The organism is Pseudogemmobacter hezensis, from assembly GCF_013155295.1.
Lineage (GTDB): Bacteria > Pseudomonadota > Alphaproteobacteria > Rhodobacterales > Rhodobacteraceae > Pseudogemmobacter > Pseudogemmobacter hezensis.
Genome location: NZ_JABJXT010000020.1, coordinates 14,515 through 31,964, shown reverse-complemented (window position 1 = coordinate 31,964; position 17,450 = coordinate 14,515). Strand labels below are relative to the sequence as shown.

The window sequence follows — 17,450 nt, the reverse complement described above, 5'->3', positions numbered from 1 at the left end:
CTGAGATGACCGGTGACGATGGCAAGAACGGTGGCGTGGCGGCGGTAGACAGGGCACTGTCATTGCTTTCCGCCTTTGGCGCGGGGGATAACAGCCTCTCGCTGACCGAGCTTGCCGCGCGCACCGGCCTTTACAAAAGCACCGCGCTCAGGCTGCTGAACTCGCTGATCCAGGCGGAATATATCTCGCGTGAGGGGGATGAATACCGCATCGGCCGCGAGATTTTCCGCCTGGGCGAGATTTACCGCCGCTATCACGGGCTGCGCGAGGCGGTGATCCCGGCGATGCAGCGGCTGGCGGATGCGACCAATGAAAGCGTCGTGCTGCATGTGCGCGAAGGCGATCATCGCGTCTGCCTGCACCGGATCGAGACCAAACAGCTGTTGCGCTTTGTGATCCGCGAGGGCGACAGCCTGCCTTTGACCGTGGGCGCGGCGGGGCGGGTTTTGCTGGCGTTTTCAGGCAGCTCCGGTGCGCCCTATGATACGATCCGCGACGATTTTTTCTATGCCTCGGTGGGCGAGTTAAGCCCCGATATCGGCGGTATCGCCGCGCCGGTCTTTGGCCCGGGCGGGGCGCTTCTGGCGGCGATTGCGGTCTCTGGCCCGGCCTCGCGGATCACCCCCGACTTCATCGGCAAGACCCGGCCTCTGGTGCTGTCAGCGGTTGCCGAGGCCACCAGCGCCTGCGGCGGCGATCCGGCAGCGCTGCGGCTGGCCGAGCGGCTGGCGGTTCTCTTGCGCAAAGAGGCCGCCGCTATCCAGGGCTAAGCCTGCATCCGCTTGCGTGATGGCAATCTTTGCCATACTGTCGGGATCAGATCCCCCGCGACCCAAAAGGACGCCACCATGGGCACGATGAATATCTCGCTTCCCGATCCGATGAAAACCTGGGTCGAAAGCCAGACCCGCGAGGGTCGCTATGCCAATTCCAGCGATTACATCCGCGATCTGATCCGCCGCGACCGTCTGCGCCAGGAGGCCGAGGCCGAATTGCAGGCCGCGGTGGACCTGGCGCTCGACAGCGGCCCGGCCGAAGTGCTGGACCGCACGGCTTTCAAAGCCGCATTGCGCCAAAGCCGTGGCGGATAAGACCGGCTGGCGATTGCGCCCGGCCGCCCGCGAGGATCTGGCGCAGATCTGGCAGCAGGGCGCTGCGACCTGGGGGGCAGACCGCGCCGACGCCTATCTGGACTCGCTTTTCGGGGTGTTCGACCTTTTGGCGGGGTTTCCGGAAATGGCGCGGCTGCGCCCCGAGTTCCGCCCGCCCCTGCGCATTCACCCGAGCGGCCGCCATCTGATCCTTTATCTCGGGGCAGAGCAGGCGGATGCGCCGGGGATAGAGATCCTGCGCCTGCTGCATGACAGGCAAAGCCTGCTGGCCTATCTTTCAGCAGGCTGAACAGCGCCAGTTTTGCGTATAATATCGGGCTGGCCAAAATGCCGGGTCAGCGCATCCACCACATGATCGGCCATGGCCTGGCGGGTCTGGGTGGTTGCAGATGCTATATGGGGCGTCAGGATCACCCTGGGATCGGCGATCAGCGCCGCAGGAACGCGGGGCTCATCCGCGAATACATCCAGCGCGGCCCCGGCGATCCGGTTGTTTTGCAAGGCTTCGATCAGTGCCGCCTCATCGACCACGGGCCCCCGCGCGATATTGATAAGATAGCCTGCAGGGCCAAGCGCCCCCAGCACCTTATCATCAATCACATGACGGGTTTCGGGGGTCAGCGGGCAGCACAGGATCAGCATATCCACCGCGCTCGCCAGTCTTTGGGCGTCGGGGTGGAAGGCATAGGGCAGATCCTTGCGGCTGCGGCTGCTATAGGCGATGCGTGCGCCCAGGGCCTGCAGTCGGGGGGCCAGCGCCATGCCGATCGTGCCCAGTCCGAAAATGCCGATATCCATCCCGACCAGCGACCGGCTCAGGGCCAAAGCGCCGCCATCGGCCCAATGCCCCTGGCGCAGCCAGCCATCGGCCTGCACGATGTTGCGGGTCAGCGAAAGGGCAAGGCCGACGGCCAGATTGGCCACCTCTGCCGCCAGCACATGCGCGCTGTTGGCGATGATGATCCCCCGCGCCCTGGCCGCCGCGACATCCAGATTATCAAGCCCCGCTGAATAGCTGGAGATGATCTGCAACCCCGGCATGGCGGCCAGAAACTCTGCATCCACCCTGGTTTTGCGCAGGGTCATGCCCTCGATACGCGGGCCATGCAGGGCCAGAAAGGCGCTCTGCTGATCGCGGCCTTCGGGCAGCGGCAAAAGCGTGAACCGGGCGGCCAGCTCTGCCTCGGTTGCGGCAGGCAGCTTTGCGGCATGCAAAATCACGGGCTTTGGCATCGGCATTCCTTGTGTCCTGGGGCAGGATCTGCCGGGACTGCGGTCCGCGCAAGGGTGCGAAGCAACACCATGGATAAAATGCGGGTGACCGCAGCCCGTGCTCAGGGTCTGCTCGCGCCACCTGCCTGCCCATAGCCCCCCGCCTTCCCATAGCACCGCGTCAGCCAGACGGTCAGCATTGCAGAGCCCAGCAGCGCCAGCAGCGCGGGCGCAAAAGCGCTGACGCCAAACCGCTCCAGCAGCAGGCCGCCGACAATCCCGCCCCCGGCAATCGCGGCGTTCCAGGCGGTGACCAGCATGGATTGGGCAACATCTGCGGCCTCATCTGCCGCCCGGGCCAGCGCGGTCTGCAGCAGCGTCGGCACGCCGCCAAAGGCCAGCCCCCAAAGCGCCACCGCTGCGATGATCATCCCCGGCGCATTGCTGCCAAAGCCGATCATCAGCGCCGCCGCGCCAAAAAGCAGGATGCTGGCCAGCGTCAGGCTGCGCAGATGCCTGTCAACCAGCAGCCCCACGGCCCAGATGCCCGCCAGGGCGGCCAGCCCGAACTCCAGCAGCACCAGATCCGTTCGCGCCGCCATCCCCGCATCGGCCAGCAGCGGCGCGATATAGGTGTAAAGGATGTTATGGGCCAGCACATAGCTTAGCACGACATAAAGCACCGGGCGGACGCCTGGCATGACAAAGGTTCGCGCCAGTGACTGGCGGTGCCCGGCGCTTTGCCCTGCGAAATCCGGCAGGTCCAGGCGCACCCACAGCATGATTGCCAGGGCCGCCAGGCTCATGACGCCAAAGCACAGCTGCCAGCCAATCATCTGACCAAGAAAAGTGCCCGCCGGAACCCCCAGCGACAGCGCAAGCGGCGTGCCGACCATGGCAACGGCAATGGCGCGGCCTTTCTGATGCGCGGGCACCATGCGCGCCGCATAGCCTGCCAGCAAAGCCCAGAGCAGCCCCGCCGAGACCCCCGCCAGAAAGCGGGCGGCCATGGTCAGCGCGAAGCTGGGGGACAGCGCGGTCACCGTATTCGCCAGCGCAAAGCCCAAAAGCGCGGCCAGCAGCAGGGGCCGCCGCCGCATCTGCTGGGTGGCCGCAGTCAGTGGCATCGCTGCCAGCAGCGACCCGAGGGCGTAAATCGTCACGGTCTGACCGATCCAGGCCTCAGAAACGGCGAGGCCGCGGGACATCTCGGGCAGCAGGCCTGCGGGCATCGCCTCGGTCACGATGGTGACAAAGGCCGCCGCCGCAAGCGCCAGCAAGGGGCGCAGAGGCAGCGGGGTCTTTGGCGGGGTGCTGTGCATCAGTTCACCTCAGTCGCGGCATAGACCGCATCGCGCAGATCGGTGACGAAACGGCCCGACATGCCCTCATAAAGCGTATTGGTCAGCGCGATCACGCAAAGCCCGCGTGCGCGGTCCAGGAACCATGAGTGACCATAGGCCCCGCCCCATCGCCAGGTTCCCGCTGTCTCTGGCGAGGCGGCGATCTGCGGCTCGCGCAGCACCGAAAAGCCAAGGCCAAAGCCAAATCCGGGGGCTGCGGGCAGGATCTGCCCCCCGGTCTGATCGCGCCCCATTTCGTCCACCAGCTCTGCGGGCAAAAGGGGCGCACCGCCCCGGCGCAGGGTTTCCAGCAGGCGCAAGAGATCGCCCGCCGTTCCCGCCATCCCGCCGCCGCCCGAGGGAAAAGCCGCCGGATCGAAAATCCGCGCCGGGCTATAGCGGATGCCGATTGTGCCCTCAAAGGGCGCGACCACCTCGCCCTCGGCCAGCGGATGGGGGGCGGGCGTGTCAGTGACATAGGCGGTGGCAATGCGTTGCGGGTCGCGGCAGGTGAAGCCGGTATCCGCCATGCCCAGGGGGTCTGTAACCAGCTGCTGAACGGCGCTTTCCAGCGGCAGGCCCGTGATGGCGGCGATCACCCCGCCCAGCACATCGGTGGCAAGCGAATAGCCCCAGCCCGTGCCCGGCGCATAGCTCAGCGGCACCGAGGCGATCCGGCTCAGGTTCTTATCAAGGGTGATGCCTGAGGCATCCATCCCGTCAGAGACGCCCGCGCGGGCCAGCGGGCCATTGCCGTCAGCCTCAAGAAAGCGATAGCCCAGGCCCGCCTGGTGGCTGAGCAGATGGCGCGGGGTGATCCGCGCCGCCTTGCCATCGGCCAGCCGAAAGCGCAGCTCTGGCAGATAGTTGGTGATATCTGCATCAAGGCCCAGCCGCCCCTGCGCCACCAGCACCATGGCCGCAGCCGAGACAATCGGCTTGCTGACCGAGGCCAGCCGGAAAATGCTGTCCACCAGCATAGCCCGGCGGGTTTCACGCTCGGCCCAGCCAGCGGCCTGCTGATGGATGATGCGGCCCTCTTTCGCCACCAGAACCACGGCACCGACCAGCCTTTGGCTGTCAGTGGCGTGCTGCACAAGAGAGGCGACGCCCGGAATCTGCGGCTCTGATTGCGCCGCAGACAGGGGGATCGGAAGGGGGGATGTCATGGAAATTGCTCCGCCAGGGGTTGGGGCCTGACAGTTATGGCGCTGAACATTAAAGAAAAAGTGGGGTTAATTTCCGATCTGAACGGACATTTGTGTCCGCAATGGGGGGCTGATGGACGGTCTGAATGGTATTGGTGTTTTCGTGCAGGTGGCTGAGCTGCGCAGCTTTGTGGCGGCGGGGCGGGCGCTTGGCATCTCGGCCTCGGCGGTTGGGAAAAGCATCGCCCGGCTTGAGGATCGGCTGGGTGTGCGCCTTTTCCACCGCAGCACCCGCAGCGTGACCCTGACGGCCGAGGGCGGGCTGTTTCTGGAACGCTGCCGCCGCATCCTTGCCGAGGTCGAGGCCGCCGGGCAAGAGCTGTCACAGGCTGCGACCACCCCGCGCGGGCGGCTGCGGGTCAGCCTGCCCCAGGTCAGCCCGCTGATGCTGCCGGTGCTGGGTGATTTCATGCGCCACTACCCCGAAGTGGCGCTGGATCTGGATTTCACCGACCGCCTGGTCGATGTGATCGAAGAAGGCTTCGACGCCGTGATCCGTACCGGAGAGCCGGCAGATTCGCGGCTGACCGCGCGGCGGCTGGGCCGTTTCAAAAGGTATCTGGTGGCCTCACCCGGCTATCTGGCGCGCCATGGCAGGCCCGAACGCCCCGAGGATCTGGCCGCCCATATCTGCCTGCATTACCGCTTTCCCAGCAGCGGCAAGCTGGAACAATGGCCCTTTCAGCGCGCAGCCGATGCGCCGGATCTGCAGCTGCCGATCTCGATGACCTGCAACAATATGGAGACGCGGGTCTGTTTCGCGCTGCGCGATCTGGGCGTGGCCTGGCTGCCCGAATTCGCCATTCGCCCGCATCTTGCCTCGGGGGCTTTGGTGCCGATCCTGGCCGATCACCTGGACAGCGAAGGCCTGTTCTATATCCTTTGGCCTGCAAGCAAACACCCCTCGCCCAAGGTGCGGGCGCTGGTTGATTTCCTGTCAGCCCAGCTTTTTGCGCCTGAGGGGGCCGGGTAACCACCGCTGCAGACCCGCGGTGGCACGCTCGCTCTTGGCAAATGCGGGCGGCGCGGGTAATGGGGCGACAATCTCATGGACCCGGTGAAAGACCGGGTGGCTATTCCGGCCGCCGATCCGCCGGACCACGCTTCATCACGCGTAATTTCCCATCATGATCAGCGTCCGGCACTATCTGCGGCAGTGGCAGGACAATCCTGCCCGTGAAATTCTGGCGGGGGCGGTGGCGACTTTCGCGCTGATCCCCGAAGTCATCGCCTTTTCCTTCACCGCAGGCATCGACCCTGCGGTGGGGCTTTACGCCTCTTTCGTGATCAGCATCGTGATCGCGGTCTTTGGCGGTCGCCCGGCGATGATCTCGGCGGCGGCGGGATCGGTTGCCATGGTCGTGGCGCCCCTGGTGCGCGAGCATGGGGTCGAATATCTCTTTGCGGCGGGGTTGCTTGCGGGCCTCTTTCAGATCCTGTTCGGCTTTGCCCGGCTGGCGACGCTGATGCGCTATGTCTCGATCTCGGTTCGCACGGGCTTTGTCAATGCGCTGGCGGTGCTGATCTTTGCGGCGCAGATGCCGCATATCCTGAACGCGGGCACGACGGGGCTGGCGGTGATGGCGGCGGGGCTGGCGATCATCTGGCTTGCGCCGCGTGTCACGACGAAAATCCCGGCCCCGCTGATCTGCGTGGTGATCCTTAGCCTGGTCTGTTCGGGGCTTGGCCTTGGCGTGCCGCGTGTGGCGGATCTGGGCACCCTGCCCGATGGGCTGCCTGCCTTCCACCTGCCCGCCGTTCCGCTGGATCTGTCGCTTCTGAACATCATCTTTGTCCCGGCTTTGGCGATTGCGATGGTGGGGATCTTGGAAAGCCTGATGACTGCCGGGGTCGTTGATGACCAGACCGGGACGCCCTCGAACAAGAATGCCGAGGCGCGGGGCCTGGGTCTTGCCAATGTCGCGGCCAGTCTGTTTGGCGGCATCGCGGGCTGCGGCATGATCGGGCAAACGGTGTCCAATGTGAAATATGGCGGGCGGGGGCGGCTGTCGACCATGGCGGCGGGCGGGCTTTTGCTGCTGCTGATGGTGGCGGCAGGCGATGTGATCGGCCAGGTGCCTGTCGCGGCGCTGGTTGCGATCATGGTCATGGTCTCTGTCGATACGCTGGACTGGGGCTCGCTAAGGCGGTTGCGCCGCACGCCCGCGCTGTCCAACCTGGTGATGCTGGCCACGGTGGGCGTGACGATCGTCAGCCACAACCTGTCGCTGGGCGTGCTGGTCGGGGTGGTGATGAGCGGGATGTTCTTTGCCGCCAGGGTTGCCGCGCTGCAAAAGGTGCGGCGCGAGGGCGACCTTTACATCGTCACCGGGCAGATCTTCTTCGCCTCGGCCGATGCCTTTATCGAGGCCTTTGATCCCAGCGACCATGACGGCCCGGTGACCCTTGATCTGACGGGTGCGAAGCTTTGGGACATCACCGCGCTGGCCGCCGTCGAAAAGGTGCGTGAGCGGTTTCAGCGTCACAATCTGGCCGTCACGGTCAAAGGAGATCTGCGGATCAACGCCGCCCCCTGACCCCTGGCGCGACGCGGTTTTTGCGCCCGCCGGGAAATGCGCTATCATAGGCACAGGCAGGGCTGTGGTCTTATCCAACCTGCACCCGGATCACAAACAGGTGGAATATGGCAGCGAATGACAGGCCCGGGGCGGCAGATGCAGCAGGGCGGGGCCGATGGGCTGTCTGGCTGGTGCTTATCGCAATCGCCGCCGCCGCTGCGTTTTTCATCCTGCGGCCTGCAGCGCCAGGGTCTGACGATGCGGTTGTGCCAGAGGATGGCGCATCCGGCATGGTCATGCAGCTTTTGCCCTCAGAGCTTTATACCGTCGCGCCCGGCACCCTCAGCGATACGGTGCAGGTGACCGGATCACTGGTGCCCGCGCGCGCGCTTTCGATCCCGGCAGAGGTCTCGGGGCGCATCGACAGCGTAAAATTCCGCGTCGGTGAGCAGGTGGCCGAAGGGGCCGAACTGGCCACCATCGATGTCGAGACCCTGCGCAACCGCCTGGAACAAAGCCGCGCCACCGCCGAGGCGACCCGCGCCCAGCTGGTGCTGGCCGAGGCACAGCTGCAGCGCACCACCGATCTGGTGCGGCGCGGCGTGTCCTCGACCTCGGCGCTGGAGGCGGAATCCGCCAATCTCAGCCAGGTCGAGGCCAATTACACCGCCCTGCTGCGCCAGGTCGAAACCGCCGAGGATGAGCTGTCAAAGGCCCGTATCATCGCGCCTTTCGCGGGGGTGATCTCGGCCCGCTCGGTCGATCCGGGCACCTATGTGACAGTGGGCACGGAACTTTTGGGCCTTGTCGATATGACCGCGCTGGATCTTGAGGGCGGCGTGCCTGCGGTGCATGCGCCCAGGCTGCGGGTTGGCCAACGGGTTGATCTGGTGGTCGATGGCCTGAGCGACCACCGCTTTGAGGGGGTGATCGACCGGATCGCCCCCGTGGCGGTTGCGGGCACCCGGGTGCTGCCGGTCTTCGCGCGGATCGAAAACGCCGACGGGCTGCTGAAGGGCGGTATGTTCGCCTCTGGCACGCTGGTTCTGGCCGAATCTGCCGATGGGATCGGCATCCCCGCCGACGCCCTGCGAGAGGATGAGGATGGCAGCTATGTGCTGAAAATCACAGGGGATCAGGCCATTCGCCAGTCTGTCGAAGTGGTGCGCAGCTGGAACCGGGGCCGCCTGGTCGAGATCTCTTCCGGCCTTGCCCCCGGCGACACCATCGTCGCGCTGAAGATGGAGCGTCTGCAGCCTGGCGCCACCGTCTCGCTGGTCGGGCGCTAAGCGATGTTTCTGACCCGCATTGCCGTTCGCCAGCCGGTTTTTGCCACCATGATCATGGTGGCGATCTGTGTGATCGGACTTTTCTCTTACAGCCGCCTGCCGATTGACGAGCTGCCCGAGATCGATTTTCCGGTGGTGGCGGTGGTGACCTCTTACCCCGGCGCCACGCCCGAAGCGGTGGAAAAAGACATCATCGAGCCGATTGAGGACTCTGTCTCGACCCTTTCCGGGATCGATACCATCACCTCGACCGCGCAGACCGGGTCGTCGATGGTGCTGATCCTCTTTGATCTGGAGGTCGACAGCGCCACCGCCGCCCAGGACGTGCGCGACCGCGTCTCGCAGATCGCAGGCAGCCTGCCCGATACCGCCAGCGACCCGCGCATCCTGCGCTTTGACCCCTCAGAGATGCCGATCCTGTCGATTGGTGTGTCCTCGGCCACCATCAGCGCGGGCACGCTGACCACGATTGCCGAGGATGAGATCTCGAAGCGCATCTCGAACATCCGGGGCGTTGGCCAGGCCAGTGTGGTGGGCGGCCTGCCCAATGAGGTGCAGATCCGCCTTGATCCCCTGCGCCAGACCGCGCTGGCGGTGGGGGCGGTGCAGGTGACCTCGGTGCTGCGCGATGCCAATGTCGATCTGCCGGCGGGCGAGGTGACGGATGCCTCGACCAGCCAGTCGGTCCAGGTCGAGGGGCGGCTTCCGGATCTGGCGGGGTTTGAGGATCTGATCATCGGCCAGCGCGGCGGCTTTCCGATCCGGCTGGGCGATCTGGCCATGGTCGGCACCGATCTGGCCGAGCCGGAAAGCCTTGCGATGATCGACGGGCGCCGCGCCATCACCATCGACGTGCTGAAAACGCAAGGCTCGAACACCGTCGCCGTGGCCGAGGCGGTGCGCAAAGACATCGCCGCAATGCAGGCCGACCCCTCCTATGAGGGGATCGAGATCGCGCTGATCCGCGACAATGCCGTGCCGGTGGAACAGAGTTTCGCCGCCGTGCAAAGCATGCTGATTGAGGGCGCGGTGCTTGCCACGGTGATCGTGTTCCTGTTCCTGAATTCCTGGCGTTCGACGGTGATCACCGGGCTGACGCTGCCGATTTCTATCATCGGGACGATGGCTGCGGTCTATTTCATGGGCTTTACGCTGAACATGATGACGATGATGGCGCTGTCTTTGTCGATCGGCATCCTGATCGACGATGCCATCGTCGTGCGCGAAAACATCATGCGCCACCTGCATATGGGCAAAAGCCACGAACAGGCGGCGCTGGATGGCACCAATGAGATCGGGCTGGCGGTGCTGGCGACCACGCTCTCCATCGTCGCGGTCTTTCTGCCCGTCGCCTTCATGGAGGGGATCCTTGGCCGCTTTTTCCTGCAATTCGGGGTGACGGTCTCGGTTGCGGTGATGATCTCGATGTTCGTCTCTTTCACACTGGATCCGATGATGTCGGCGGTCTGGTATGATCCGGCCTCGGAGCCCAATGCGAAACGCGGCCCCATTGGCCGTGCCGTGGCCCGGTTCGACACCTGGTTTGAGGGGCTGGTCACCCGCTATCGCGGCGTGCTGACCTGGGCGCTGACCTGGCGCAAGACCACGCTGGCGGCGGCCGGGCTGACCTTTATCGGCGGGCTGATGCTGTTTCCGTTCATCGGTGCGGAATTCTCGCCCGAGTCGGACAATTCCGAGGTGCAGATCGAGATGGAGCTGCCGGTCGGCACGCCCCTTTTGCGCAGCGAGGCCAAGATCGCCCAGGTCGATGCGGTTCTGCGCCAGTTTCCCGAGGTGATCGGCACCTATGCGACCGTCGGCTCCAGTGGGGCGTCCGGGCAGAACAAGGCCACGATCACCGCCCGCCTTTCCGCCCCCACCCTGCGCCAGCGGGATCCGACCGCGCTTGCCGCGCCGATCCGTGCCGCATTGCAGCAAATCCCCGGGGCGCGGTTTCGCGTCGGCGCGGGGGGCGGCATGGGCGGCGGGGTCAGCGCCCCGGTCGAGGTGAAGCTGTTCGGCCCCGATCTCGATATGCTTAAACGCCTGGCGGATGAGCTGGCGGAAAGGCTGGAAGCGGTGCCGGGCCTTGTCGATGTGCGCACCTCTCTGGATGATCCGCAGCCGACGCTGGGGATAGAGGTGCATCGTGAGGCGGCCTCGGATCTGGGGGTCACGCTGTCGCAGGTTGGCCAGGCGCTGTCGCCGATGATCGCGGGCGAGACCGTCTCGGAATGGACCGCGCCGAATGGCGACAGCTATGATGTGGTGGTGCGGCTGCCCTCGGAATACCGTGAGGATATCACCAGCCTCAGCAGCCTGCCGATCACTGCCACGGCCGATGGCAGCGGCATCGTGCGCCTCGATCAGATCGCCACGGTCCAGCCTTCGCAAAGCGCGGGAGAGATCACGCGCGAAGACGGCAGCCGCTCGGTCAGCGTGACGGCCGGGCTGGACGGGATCGATGTTCTGACCGCGAGCACGGGCATTCAGGCCGCCCAGGATGGGCTGAACCTGCCGCCGGGCTATCGGATCGGCACCGGGGGGGATGCGGAAAGCATGATGGATTCGGCCGTTTCGGCGCTGGTCGCGCTATTGCTGGCGGTGATCTTCATTTACCTGGTGCTGGCCTCGCAATTCGGCAGCTTCCTGCAACCGTTTGCGATCATGTCCTCTTTGCCGCTGGCGCTGGTTGGGGTGATGCTGGGGCTGTTGATTGGGGGCAGCACGCTGAACATTTTCTCGGTGATCGGCTTTATCATGCTGATGGGGCTGGTGGTAAAAAACGCGATCCTGCTGGTCGACAACGCCAACCAGCATCGCCGCGCAGGGATGGAGGTTCGCGCCGCGCTGATCGAGGCTGGTGCCACCCGTTTCCGCCCCATCGTCATGACCACGCTGGCGATGATCTTCGGGATGATCCCGCTGGCGGTGAATATGCATGGCGGCACCTCGCAGAATGCGCCGATGGCGCATGCGGTGATCGGGGGGCTGATCTCGTCTTCCATCCTGACGCTGGTCGTGGTGCCGGTTCTGCTGACCTATATCGACGGGTTCCAGCGTCGGATCCGGCCCTGGCTGCCCCGCGCGCCTGACAGCCATAGTGCCCGATGACCCGCGGCCCGCACCGCTTGCATGTCTGTGGCAAAGCCTTCCGCCACAGACATGCTGCGCAGCATTTGCGCAGCGAAACGCTTAGTCCGCTTTGATCAGCCGGGTGATCCGGTCGGCATTCGGGTCGCTCGGATCGTCGCCCCGGTTCACCACAAAGACCCCGCCTTTGCCGTCATGGATCAGGTGATTTGGCTGCGGCGCGACATCCAGATTGGCGACAATATGTCCCTGATCGTCTGCGGCCACGACGCTGTGCGCCCCGCGATTGGCAACCCAGGTCAGCCCGGTCACCGGGTCGAAAACCACGTTCAGCGGCCCCGCGCCGACGGGCAGACGGCGCAGGACAGCGCCACTGTCCTCATCCAGGGTGATCAGCTCGTCAGAGCCCTGGGCCGCCACAAAGATCTGCCCGGCCTTAGGGTCATAGCTGACGCCGATTGCGCTGCGGGCGCCGGGCACCGGGATCAGCCGCTCGACCTTGCCGGCCTTTGCATCGATCACCGCCACCTCTGACGTGGTCAGGCTGACGGTAAAGATGCGCCCGCTTTCCCGATCAGGGTGCAGGCTGGCCGGAGAGAAGGGGTTGCGCGAATTGGCCGAAAGGATCGGCAGCATCGGCAGCTGCGCGAGCGTTTTGCCGTCAAAGCGCATCAGCCCCGGCATTCCCACCAGCGAGATATAGACAATACCATCCAGCGCCACCACAGCGCGCGGATGCGCGGCAAGGCCTGGCTCGAACTGTTTCAAAAGCCGCAGGTCGTTTTGGGCATAGACTGCGACCGTGTCATGGCGGGTATTCGTCACCCAGATCGTGCCGTTCACATCGTCCACCCCCAGGCCGTAGACGCCGAAAAGCCCGCCATCGGGCGCCTTTGGGGGCGTGGCGCGGGCGGTGACCGCCAGGCTGTCGGGATCAAGCTTCAGGATCTCTGATTGCGCGATGGGCGGATAGCCTGCGGCAGAGGTCACAAACAACGCCTGGCTGGCCTGGCTATAGGCCGACTGGTAAAGCCCGGGTGAAAGCTTTTCGGAAAGCCGGGTGAATTTATCCGCGCCTGACAGCGGCAGTTCGGGCGAGATCCTGAAATCGATGATGCTGGCATGGGCGGGATTGGTGGTGCTGAGGACGACCGGATACACGCCGACGGGCGCATCCTTTGGGATGGTCAGGGTCACTGCGATATTGCCCTCGGCATCGGCGACCAGTGGCTCTGGCAGGAAGGGCACCAGCCCCTGTGAGAACATCACTGTCTGACCCGGCCGGAACTTCCAGCCCTGGACCCGGATCTTCGCGCCGGGCACAAAGGGCTTTGTCGGGTCATCCAGGTTTTGCGCCCAGATCCCGCCCTGAAAATCGGGGTCGGTGGGCGCAAGGGTAATGCCCTGGGTTTCGATCTGGGTTTCGGGCCCGGCTTCGGACGGTGTTTCAGCGGCGGCCCCGAAGGGGGCAAGCAAAAGCAATGCGGCAAGGGCCGCCCGGGGCAGCGCCATCTTACCTGCGGACAACAGGGGGTTCATGCCTGGATCTCCTTGAATTCTGTGCAGAACGTCTTGCGTTCAGGGGGGGCAGGCGCGCGGGGGCGGCGCCTGGGCTGTGGATATGGGCTGGCCAGGCCGCCTTAAAACCGCCGGGTAAGCTGCAGGCCGAAGCTGCGTTCATCACCGATGCTGGCGCTGTTGCCGCTGACAGAGGTCAGATATTTCTCATCCAGCAGGTTTTTGGCGTAGATGGTGAATTCAAACCGCTCATCGCGGTAGCCGGCCTGGGCATTGACGATGGTGTAGGAATCGACCGCATTGGCGGGCAGGTTACGCACATCGCCCTTGCTGTAATAGCCCTCGGTAAAGGCCACATCACCGCCGACAAACCAGCCGGAATCGTGGCGATAGATGCCGCCCAATGAGGCGGTAACGGCGGGGGCCTCGGGGAATTCATTCCCGATCAGGCTGCTGCCCTCAAAGATGCCCTCATCAAAGCGGGTGCGGATCAGGCCCAGACCGCCAAACATCTCCAGCCCGGAATCGAAGGCCCATCTGGCCTCGATCTCGGCACCATAGGAATGCGCCTTTCCGGTGTTGATATTATAGGTATAGGCCATGCCCAGCATCCCCGGCACCGCCACCGGAACCTGCATATCGGTGTAATCATAGTAAAAGAGATTGCCGCTGATCTGCAGCCGGTCATCCAGCCATTTGGAACGGTAAGCCATCTCATAGGCCCAGAGGCTTTCGGGTTTCACCTCATTCAGCGTGGTGGTGCCGACGATGATTTCGGAAAAACCGGGCCGATAGCCCTTGCTGGCGGTCAGCGCCAGGTTCTGGTTCTCGCTCAGCTCGAAGGCCAGCCCCAGGCGCGGCAGGAAGGCGGTGCTGGACGAAGAGCTGACCTCATCCAGCGTGGCATGCAGGAAGGTGCCGGGCAGCACATCGCCGCGATAGGTGGCCGAGACCCTGTCATGCACCAGCCGCGCCCCGGCCAGCAAAGTCCAGCGGTCAGCGAACTGGTAGCGGCTGTCGGCGTAAAGCGCCAGCGAGGTATTGGTGCTGTCGCGCTCGATGATCTGGAACGGAATGGCGGTGCCCGTTACGAAGAGATCATAATCGGTCTGGCCCGTGCTGTGGTTCTTCGACTTGCCCGCATAGACGCCGACCACGCCCGAGAAGGCGCTTTCCCCGGTGCCGAAAGACAGGGTGAAATCCTGCGAGATATCCTGGATGTGGCGGGTCTCATCGCGCCACCATCCGGCCTGGGCGGCAGGGGTGGTGATCCCGACGGTGGTGTCAACGAAGGTGGTCAGCGATTGCAGCGTCAGATCCGCGCCGATCTCATATTTCAGATCGGCGATATAGCGCTCGACCACGGTATCGCGGAACTCGGTGGCAGTGCTGGCATAGCGGCGGTCGAAGTAATCGGGCCCCAGCACCAGATTATGGGCGGGCTTGTCATGGGTGCGGCTGGCTGAGAACAGCGCCGTAAAGCCGGGCATATCGCTGGGCGTGAACAAAAGCTTGCCGCGAAATTCCTCGAATTCCTCTTCCCCATGCGAGGCATAGCCAGGATCGGCATAGGTGATGTCGTTCTTGCCGCGCATGACCTGGCCAGACAGGCGGAAGGCCAGCTGATCCTCGACAATAGGGCCGGTGACCGCGAAAGCACCCGAGCGCATATTGGCGGTATCGGCCCCGGCGCGGATGCTGGCCTCTGGGGTAAAGCTGGGATCTTTGGTTTTGATCACCACCGAACCCGCCAGCGCATTGCGGCCCTGCAGGGTCGATTGCGGCCCGCGCAGCACCTCGATCTGCTCGACATCCCAGATGCCGCGCGTGCCGGCCCGGGTGGCCTCATAGTTCTGCTGTGCGCCATCGACGGTGACCGAGATCACCGGGTCAGAGCGGTTGGGCTGCGTGGTGCCCTCGGCATTGATGCCACGGATCACGATGCCCGTTGCGCCATCCCGCTCGGTGATGCGCACATTCGGAGAGCTGTTCAGCGCCTCATCCAGCATCGGCCTTGCGTAATCGTCCAGATCCCCGGCGGTGACGACGGCCACGCTGGAAAAGGTGTTGAACTGGTCACGCGCGAATTTCTCGCCCTGCAGGACAATCGTGCCCAGCGGGGCAGCACCTTCCGCCCCGGCCTGATCCAGGCTGCTGTCAGGCTTTGAGATCACGACATTGCGTTCGCCTGCGAAGGAATAGACGAGGTCCGATCCCTGCAGGATCTGCGCCAGCGCCGCCTCACGGCTGAGCGCGCCGCGCAGCCCGGGCGAAGACAGCCCCCCTGCGATCGAGGCCTCATAGGAAAGCTGGGTGCCCGATTGCGCCCCAAAAGCGGCCAGGGCGCGGTTCAGCGGGCCCGCGGGGATATTGAACTCGGTCAGCTGCGCATCCTGCGCCATTGCCGGGCCCGCCCGAAAACCGATGCCCGCGGTGATTGCGGTGGTTGCCAGCAGTATCGCCAGCAAGGCCCGATGGCTGATTTTGCAAAACTCGTCAGCAGGAGAGGCACGCCCCATGTCAAATCCACTTCGATTGATGTCAGTTGGATGGGCTGGCGTGCCTGCATGCTGGGTAAAGCAGCCCCTGATATTCTTTACGAACGGGGCCTGCATTTTTTCAGAAATTTTTGACCGATCTGACGGACGCGTCAGGGTGGGCGCCAGAACAGGCGGCAGCGCAGGCCTAGACGGGTGAGATAACGATCAGAAAAGGCGTGACTTTTCTGACTTTCGCCCCAAAGGGCCGCACGACCGCCTCAAGCGCTGAAAACGGGTCATTCAGGTCGAACACACCACTGACCGCCCGTGATCCCAGCCAGGGATCTGCCAGCACGACATGGCCATCCTGCCAGCGGGCAATCCGCGCGACCAGGGCGGAAACCGCCTCGTTTTCGGCGATCAGCATACCGCTTCGCCATGAGGCGATCTGTTCCGGGTCGCGCTGGCCCCGGTTTGGGGTGATGTTTTCGGGGGCCATGGTGACCCAGTCACCCGCAGCCAGCAGGTCGGGGCTGTCCCCCTGCCGGGCCTGAACCGCGACCTGGCCATGATCGACCGAGACCTGCACGAACCCCGCATCGAGGCTGACGTCAAAGGCGGTGCCAAGCGCCGTCACCGCGACCTGATCTGCCACAACCGAAAAAGGGCGGGCGGTATCGGGCGCGACATCGAAAAAGGCCATGCCCTGCAAAAGATCAATGCGGCGGCCAGAGGCTGTCATCTGCACCGCAATCGCGCTGTCAGGCCCCAGGGTAACGATACTGCCATCGGGCAGCCCGATCTGGCGCTGCTCGGCGCTGGCGGTGATATGATCGGCCCGTGCCCGCAAAATCAGATCCGGGATCACCCAGGCCCCTGCCGCGCCACCCAGCCCCAGCAGGCCCGCCAGGGCAAAGGTGCGGCGGCTTATCAGCGGCGCACCGTTTCGCTGCTCGTTCAGCACTTTCCCGGTCATGCCATGGATGGCGGCCACCCTGGCCCAGGCCGCCTGATGATCCGGCCCGCGTGCGATCCAGCTGCGCACCATCTCAACCGCGACAGGATTGGCGGGGTCATTTTGCAGGCGGATCGCCAGATCGGCGGCCTCGCGAAACAGCAGCCGCTCGGGTGCGGGGCTGTGGTCGGGGCCGGAAACGGGGTTGCTCATTTCCCCGCAAGCCGCTGGTCGAGATGGTCATAGGCATCGCGGATCAGCGCCCAGACGTTGGCGGTCGATAGGCCCAGATTTTTGCCAACCTCGGCCATGGTCATCTCGCCCAGGCGGTGCAGCTCAAAGGCGGTGCGCTGGCGCTCGGGCAGGTCCGCAAGGGCTGCCTCTACGATTGCAAGCTGCTCGCGGCCCGTGACAACCGCCTCGGCCGAGGGCGCGGGATCGGCTATCTCTGTGAAATCCGCGTAAGACAGGAACAGACGGTTCGCCAGCCGCTCTTTGCGCTGATGGTCGATCCTGAGATTGCGGGAAATACGATACAAATAGGCGGCGGGGTTATGCGCCTCAGACCGGGGGACGGGCTGGGCGTTCAGCACCCGCAAAAAGGTGTCCTGGGTCAGATCGGCCGCCGTGTCATGGCTAAGCCCACCGCGCCGCAACGAGCGGGCGATGTCACGCGCATGCCTGAGGAAAAGATTGTGAATGTCCCAGCTCATCCCTGACC

Annotated in this window: 14 protein-coding genes and 1 other annotated feature; of the genes, 7 read left to right on the top strand and 7 right to left on the bottom strand. The window is 64.6% G+C overall.

The genetic code is table 11. The annotated features are described in order from the left end of the window. Positions 1-5 precede the first annotated feature (5 nt). The 3 genes from HOY34_RS17740 to HOY34_RS17730 all read left to right on the top strand — a co-directional run bounded on the left by HOY34_RS17740 (position 6) and on the right by HOY34_RS17730 (position 1,401). The gene (locus tag HOY34_RS17740) at positions 6-770 is read left to right on the top strand and encodes an IclR family transcriptional regulator (RefSeq protein WP_172365324.1); all 765 of its coding nucleotides are present in this window, start codon (positions 6-8) and stop codon (positions 768-770) included. A 78-nt stretch (positions 771-848) separates the two neighbouring features. Continuing rightward, on the top strand, positions 849-1,091 hold the full coding sequence (locus HOY34_RS17735; RefSeq protein ID WP_172365322.1) for a type II toxin-antitoxin system ParD family antitoxin: 243 nt from the start codon (positions 849-851) through the stop codon (positions 1,089-1,091). After that, positions 1,081-1,401, top strand: coding sequence for a type II toxin-antitoxin system RelE/ParE family toxin (locus tag HOY34_RS17730; protein ID WP_172365320.1), 321 nt, complete (start codon positions 1,081-1,083; stop codon positions 1,399-1,401). Before HOY34_RS17735 ends, HOY34_RS17730 begins: the two co-directional genes overlap by 11 nt. On the opposite strand, the gene HOY34_RS17725 is transcribed toward HOY34_RS17730, so the two are convergent. From HOY34_RS17725 to HOY34_RS17715, 3 genes are all read right to left on the bottom strand, one after another. After that, the gene (locus HOY34_RS17725; protein WP_172365318.1) at positions 1,383-2,345 is read right to left on the bottom strand and encodes a 2-hydroxyacid dehydrogenase; all 963 of its coding nucleotides are present in this window, start codon (positions 2,343-2,345) and stop codon (positions 1,383-1,385) included. The two genes, HOY34_RS17730 and HOY34_RS17725, sit on opposite strands and share 19 nt — an antisense overlap. A 101-nt stretch (positions 2,346-2,446) precedes the next feature. After that, positions 2,447-3,646 carry an MFS transporter gene (locus HOY34_RS17720; RefSeq protein WP_172365316.1) on the bottom strand — a complete coding sequence of 400 codons (1,200 nt, stop codon included), beginning with the start codon at positions 3,644-3,646 and terminating at the stop codon, positions 2,447-2,449. After that, positions 3,646-4,836 carry a serine hydrolase domain-containing protein gene (locus tag HOY34_RS17715; protein WP_172365314.1) on the bottom strand — a complete coding sequence of 397 codons (1,191 nt, stop codon included), beginning with the start codon at positions 4,834-4,836 and terminating at the stop codon, positions 3,646-3,648. The genes HOY34_RS17720 and HOY34_RS17715 overlap by 1 nt, the downstream gene beginning before the upstream one ends. Positions 4,837-4,948: 112 nt before the next feature. Here HOY34_RS17715 and HOY34_RS17710 point away from each other — a divergent pair, with 112 nt between their 5' ends. The 4 genes from HOY34_RS17710 (at position 4,949) to HOY34_RS17695 (ending at position 11,797) form a co-directional block, all read left to right on the top strand. Beyond that, the gene (locus HOY34_RS17710) at positions 4,949-5,848 is read left to right on the top strand and encodes a LysR family transcriptional regulator (RefSeq protein ID WP_172365312.1); all 900 of its coding nucleotides are present in this window, start codon (positions 4,949-4,951) and stop codon (positions 5,846-5,848) included. A 74-nt stretch (positions 5,849-5,922) separates the two neighbouring features. Beyond that, positions 5,923-5,978, top strand: a sequence feature (sul1 is cis-regulatory element that is thought to sense ions involved in sulfur or methionine metabolism; They are found in Alphaproteobacteria). A 24-nt stretch (positions 5,979-6,002) separates the two neighbouring features. After that, positions 6,003-7,412 (top strand): SulP family inorganic anion transporter, encoded by a 1,410-nt coding sequence (locus tag HOY34_RS17705; protein ID WP_172365310.1) that lies wholly within the window; start codon positions 6,003-6,005, stop codon positions 7,410-7,412. A gap of 173 nt (positions 7,413-7,585) precedes the next feature. Continuing rightward, the gene (locus HOY34_RS17700; RefSeq protein WP_172365308.1) at positions 7,586-8,683 is read left to right on the top strand and encodes an efflux RND transporter periplasmic adaptor subunit; all 1,098 of its coding nucleotides are present in this window, start codon (positions 7,586-7,588) and stop codon (positions 8,681-8,683) included. A gap of 3 nt (positions 8,684-8,686) precedes the next feature. Next, entirely contained in the window at positions 8,687-11,797 is a 3,111-nt protein-coding gene (locus HOY34_RS17695; protein WP_172365306.1) for an efflux RND transporter permease subunit, read from the top strand. A gap of 81 nt (positions 11,798-11,878) precedes the next feature. On the opposite strand, the gene HOY34_RS17690 is transcribed toward HOY34_RS17695, so the two are convergent. From HOY34_RS17690 to HOY34_RS17675, 4 genes are all read right to left on the bottom strand, one after another. Then, positions 11,879-13,315 (bottom strand): YncE family protein, encoded by a 1,437-nt coding sequence (locus HOY34_RS17690; RefSeq protein ID WP_172365304.1) that lies wholly within the window; start codon positions 13,313-13,315, stop codon positions 11,879-11,881. A gap of 101 nt (positions 13,316-13,416) precedes the next feature. Continuing rightward, positions 13,417-15,813, bottom strand: a complete 2,397-nt coding sequence (locus HOY34_RS17685) for a TonB-dependent receptor (protein WP_216654822.1) — start codon at positions 15,811-15,813, stop codon at positions 13,417-13,419. Positions 15,814-15,979: 166 nt separating this feature from the next. Next, complete coding sequence (locus tag HOY34_RS17680; RefSeq protein ID WP_172365302.1) at positions 15,980-16,942, bottom strand: FecR family protein; 963 nt, start codon at positions 16,940-16,942, stop codon at positions 15,980-15,982. Continuing rightward, entirely contained in the window at positions 16,939-17,442 is a 504-nt protein-coding gene (locus HOY34_RS17675; RefSeq protein ID WP_172365300.1) for an RNA polymerase sigma factor, read from the bottom strand. The genes HOY34_RS17680 and HOY34_RS17675 overlap by 4 nt, the downstream gene beginning before the upstream one ends. Positions 17,443-17,450 lie beyond the last annotated feature (8 nt).

Bases quoted from the DNA above. Each gene is read 5' to 3' on its own strand.
- HOY34_RS17695 (WP_172365306.1), top strand. From the start codon at position 8,687: ATGTTTCTGACCCGCATTGCCGTTCGCCAGCCGGTTTTTGCCACCATG.
- HOY34_RS17675 (WP_172365300.1), bottom strand. From the start codon at position 17,442: ATGAGCTGGGACATTCACAATCTTTTCCTCAGGCATGCGCGTGACATC.
- HOY34_RS17685 (WP_216654822.1), bottom strand. From the start codon at position 15,813: ATGGGGCGTGCCTCTCCTGCTGACGAGTTTTGCAAAATCAGCCATCGG.
- HOY34_RS17735 (WP_172365322.1), top strand. From the start codon at position 849: ATGGGCACGATGAATATCTCGCTTCCCGATCCGATGAAAACCTGGGTC.
- HOY34_RS17690 (WP_172365304.1), bottom strand. From the start codon at position 13,315: ATGAACCCCCTGTTGTCCGCAGGTAAGATGGCGCTGCCCCGGGCGGCC.
- HOY34_RS17740 (WP_172365324.1), top strand. From the start codon at position 6: ATGACCGGTGACGATGGCAAGAACGGTGGCGTGGCGGCGGTAGACAGG.
- HOY34_RS17715 (WP_172365314.1), bottom strand. From the start codon at position 4,836: ATGACATCCCCCCTTCCGATCCCCCTGTCTGCGGCGCAATCAGAGCCG.
- HOY34_RS17680 (WP_172365302.1), bottom strand. From the start codon at position 16,942: ATGAGCAACCCCGTTTCCGGCCCCGACCACAGCCCCGCACCCGAGCGG.
- HOY34_RS17725 (WP_172365318.1), bottom strand. From the start codon at position 2,345: ATGCCAAAGCCCGTGATTTTGCATGCCGCAAAGCTGCCTGCCGCAACC.
- HOY34_RS17705 (WP_172365310.1), top strand. From the start codon at position 6,003: ATGATCAGCGTCCGGCACTATCTGCGGCAGTGGCAGGACAATCCTGCC.
- HOY34_RS17720 (WP_172365316.1), bottom strand. From the start codon at position 3,646: ATGCACAGCACCCCGCCAAAGACCCCGCTGCCTCTGCGCCCCTTGCTG.
- HOY34_RS17710 (WP_172365312.1), top strand. From the start codon at position 4,949: ATGGACGGTCTGAATGGTATTGGTGTTTTCGTGCAGGTGGCTGAGCTG.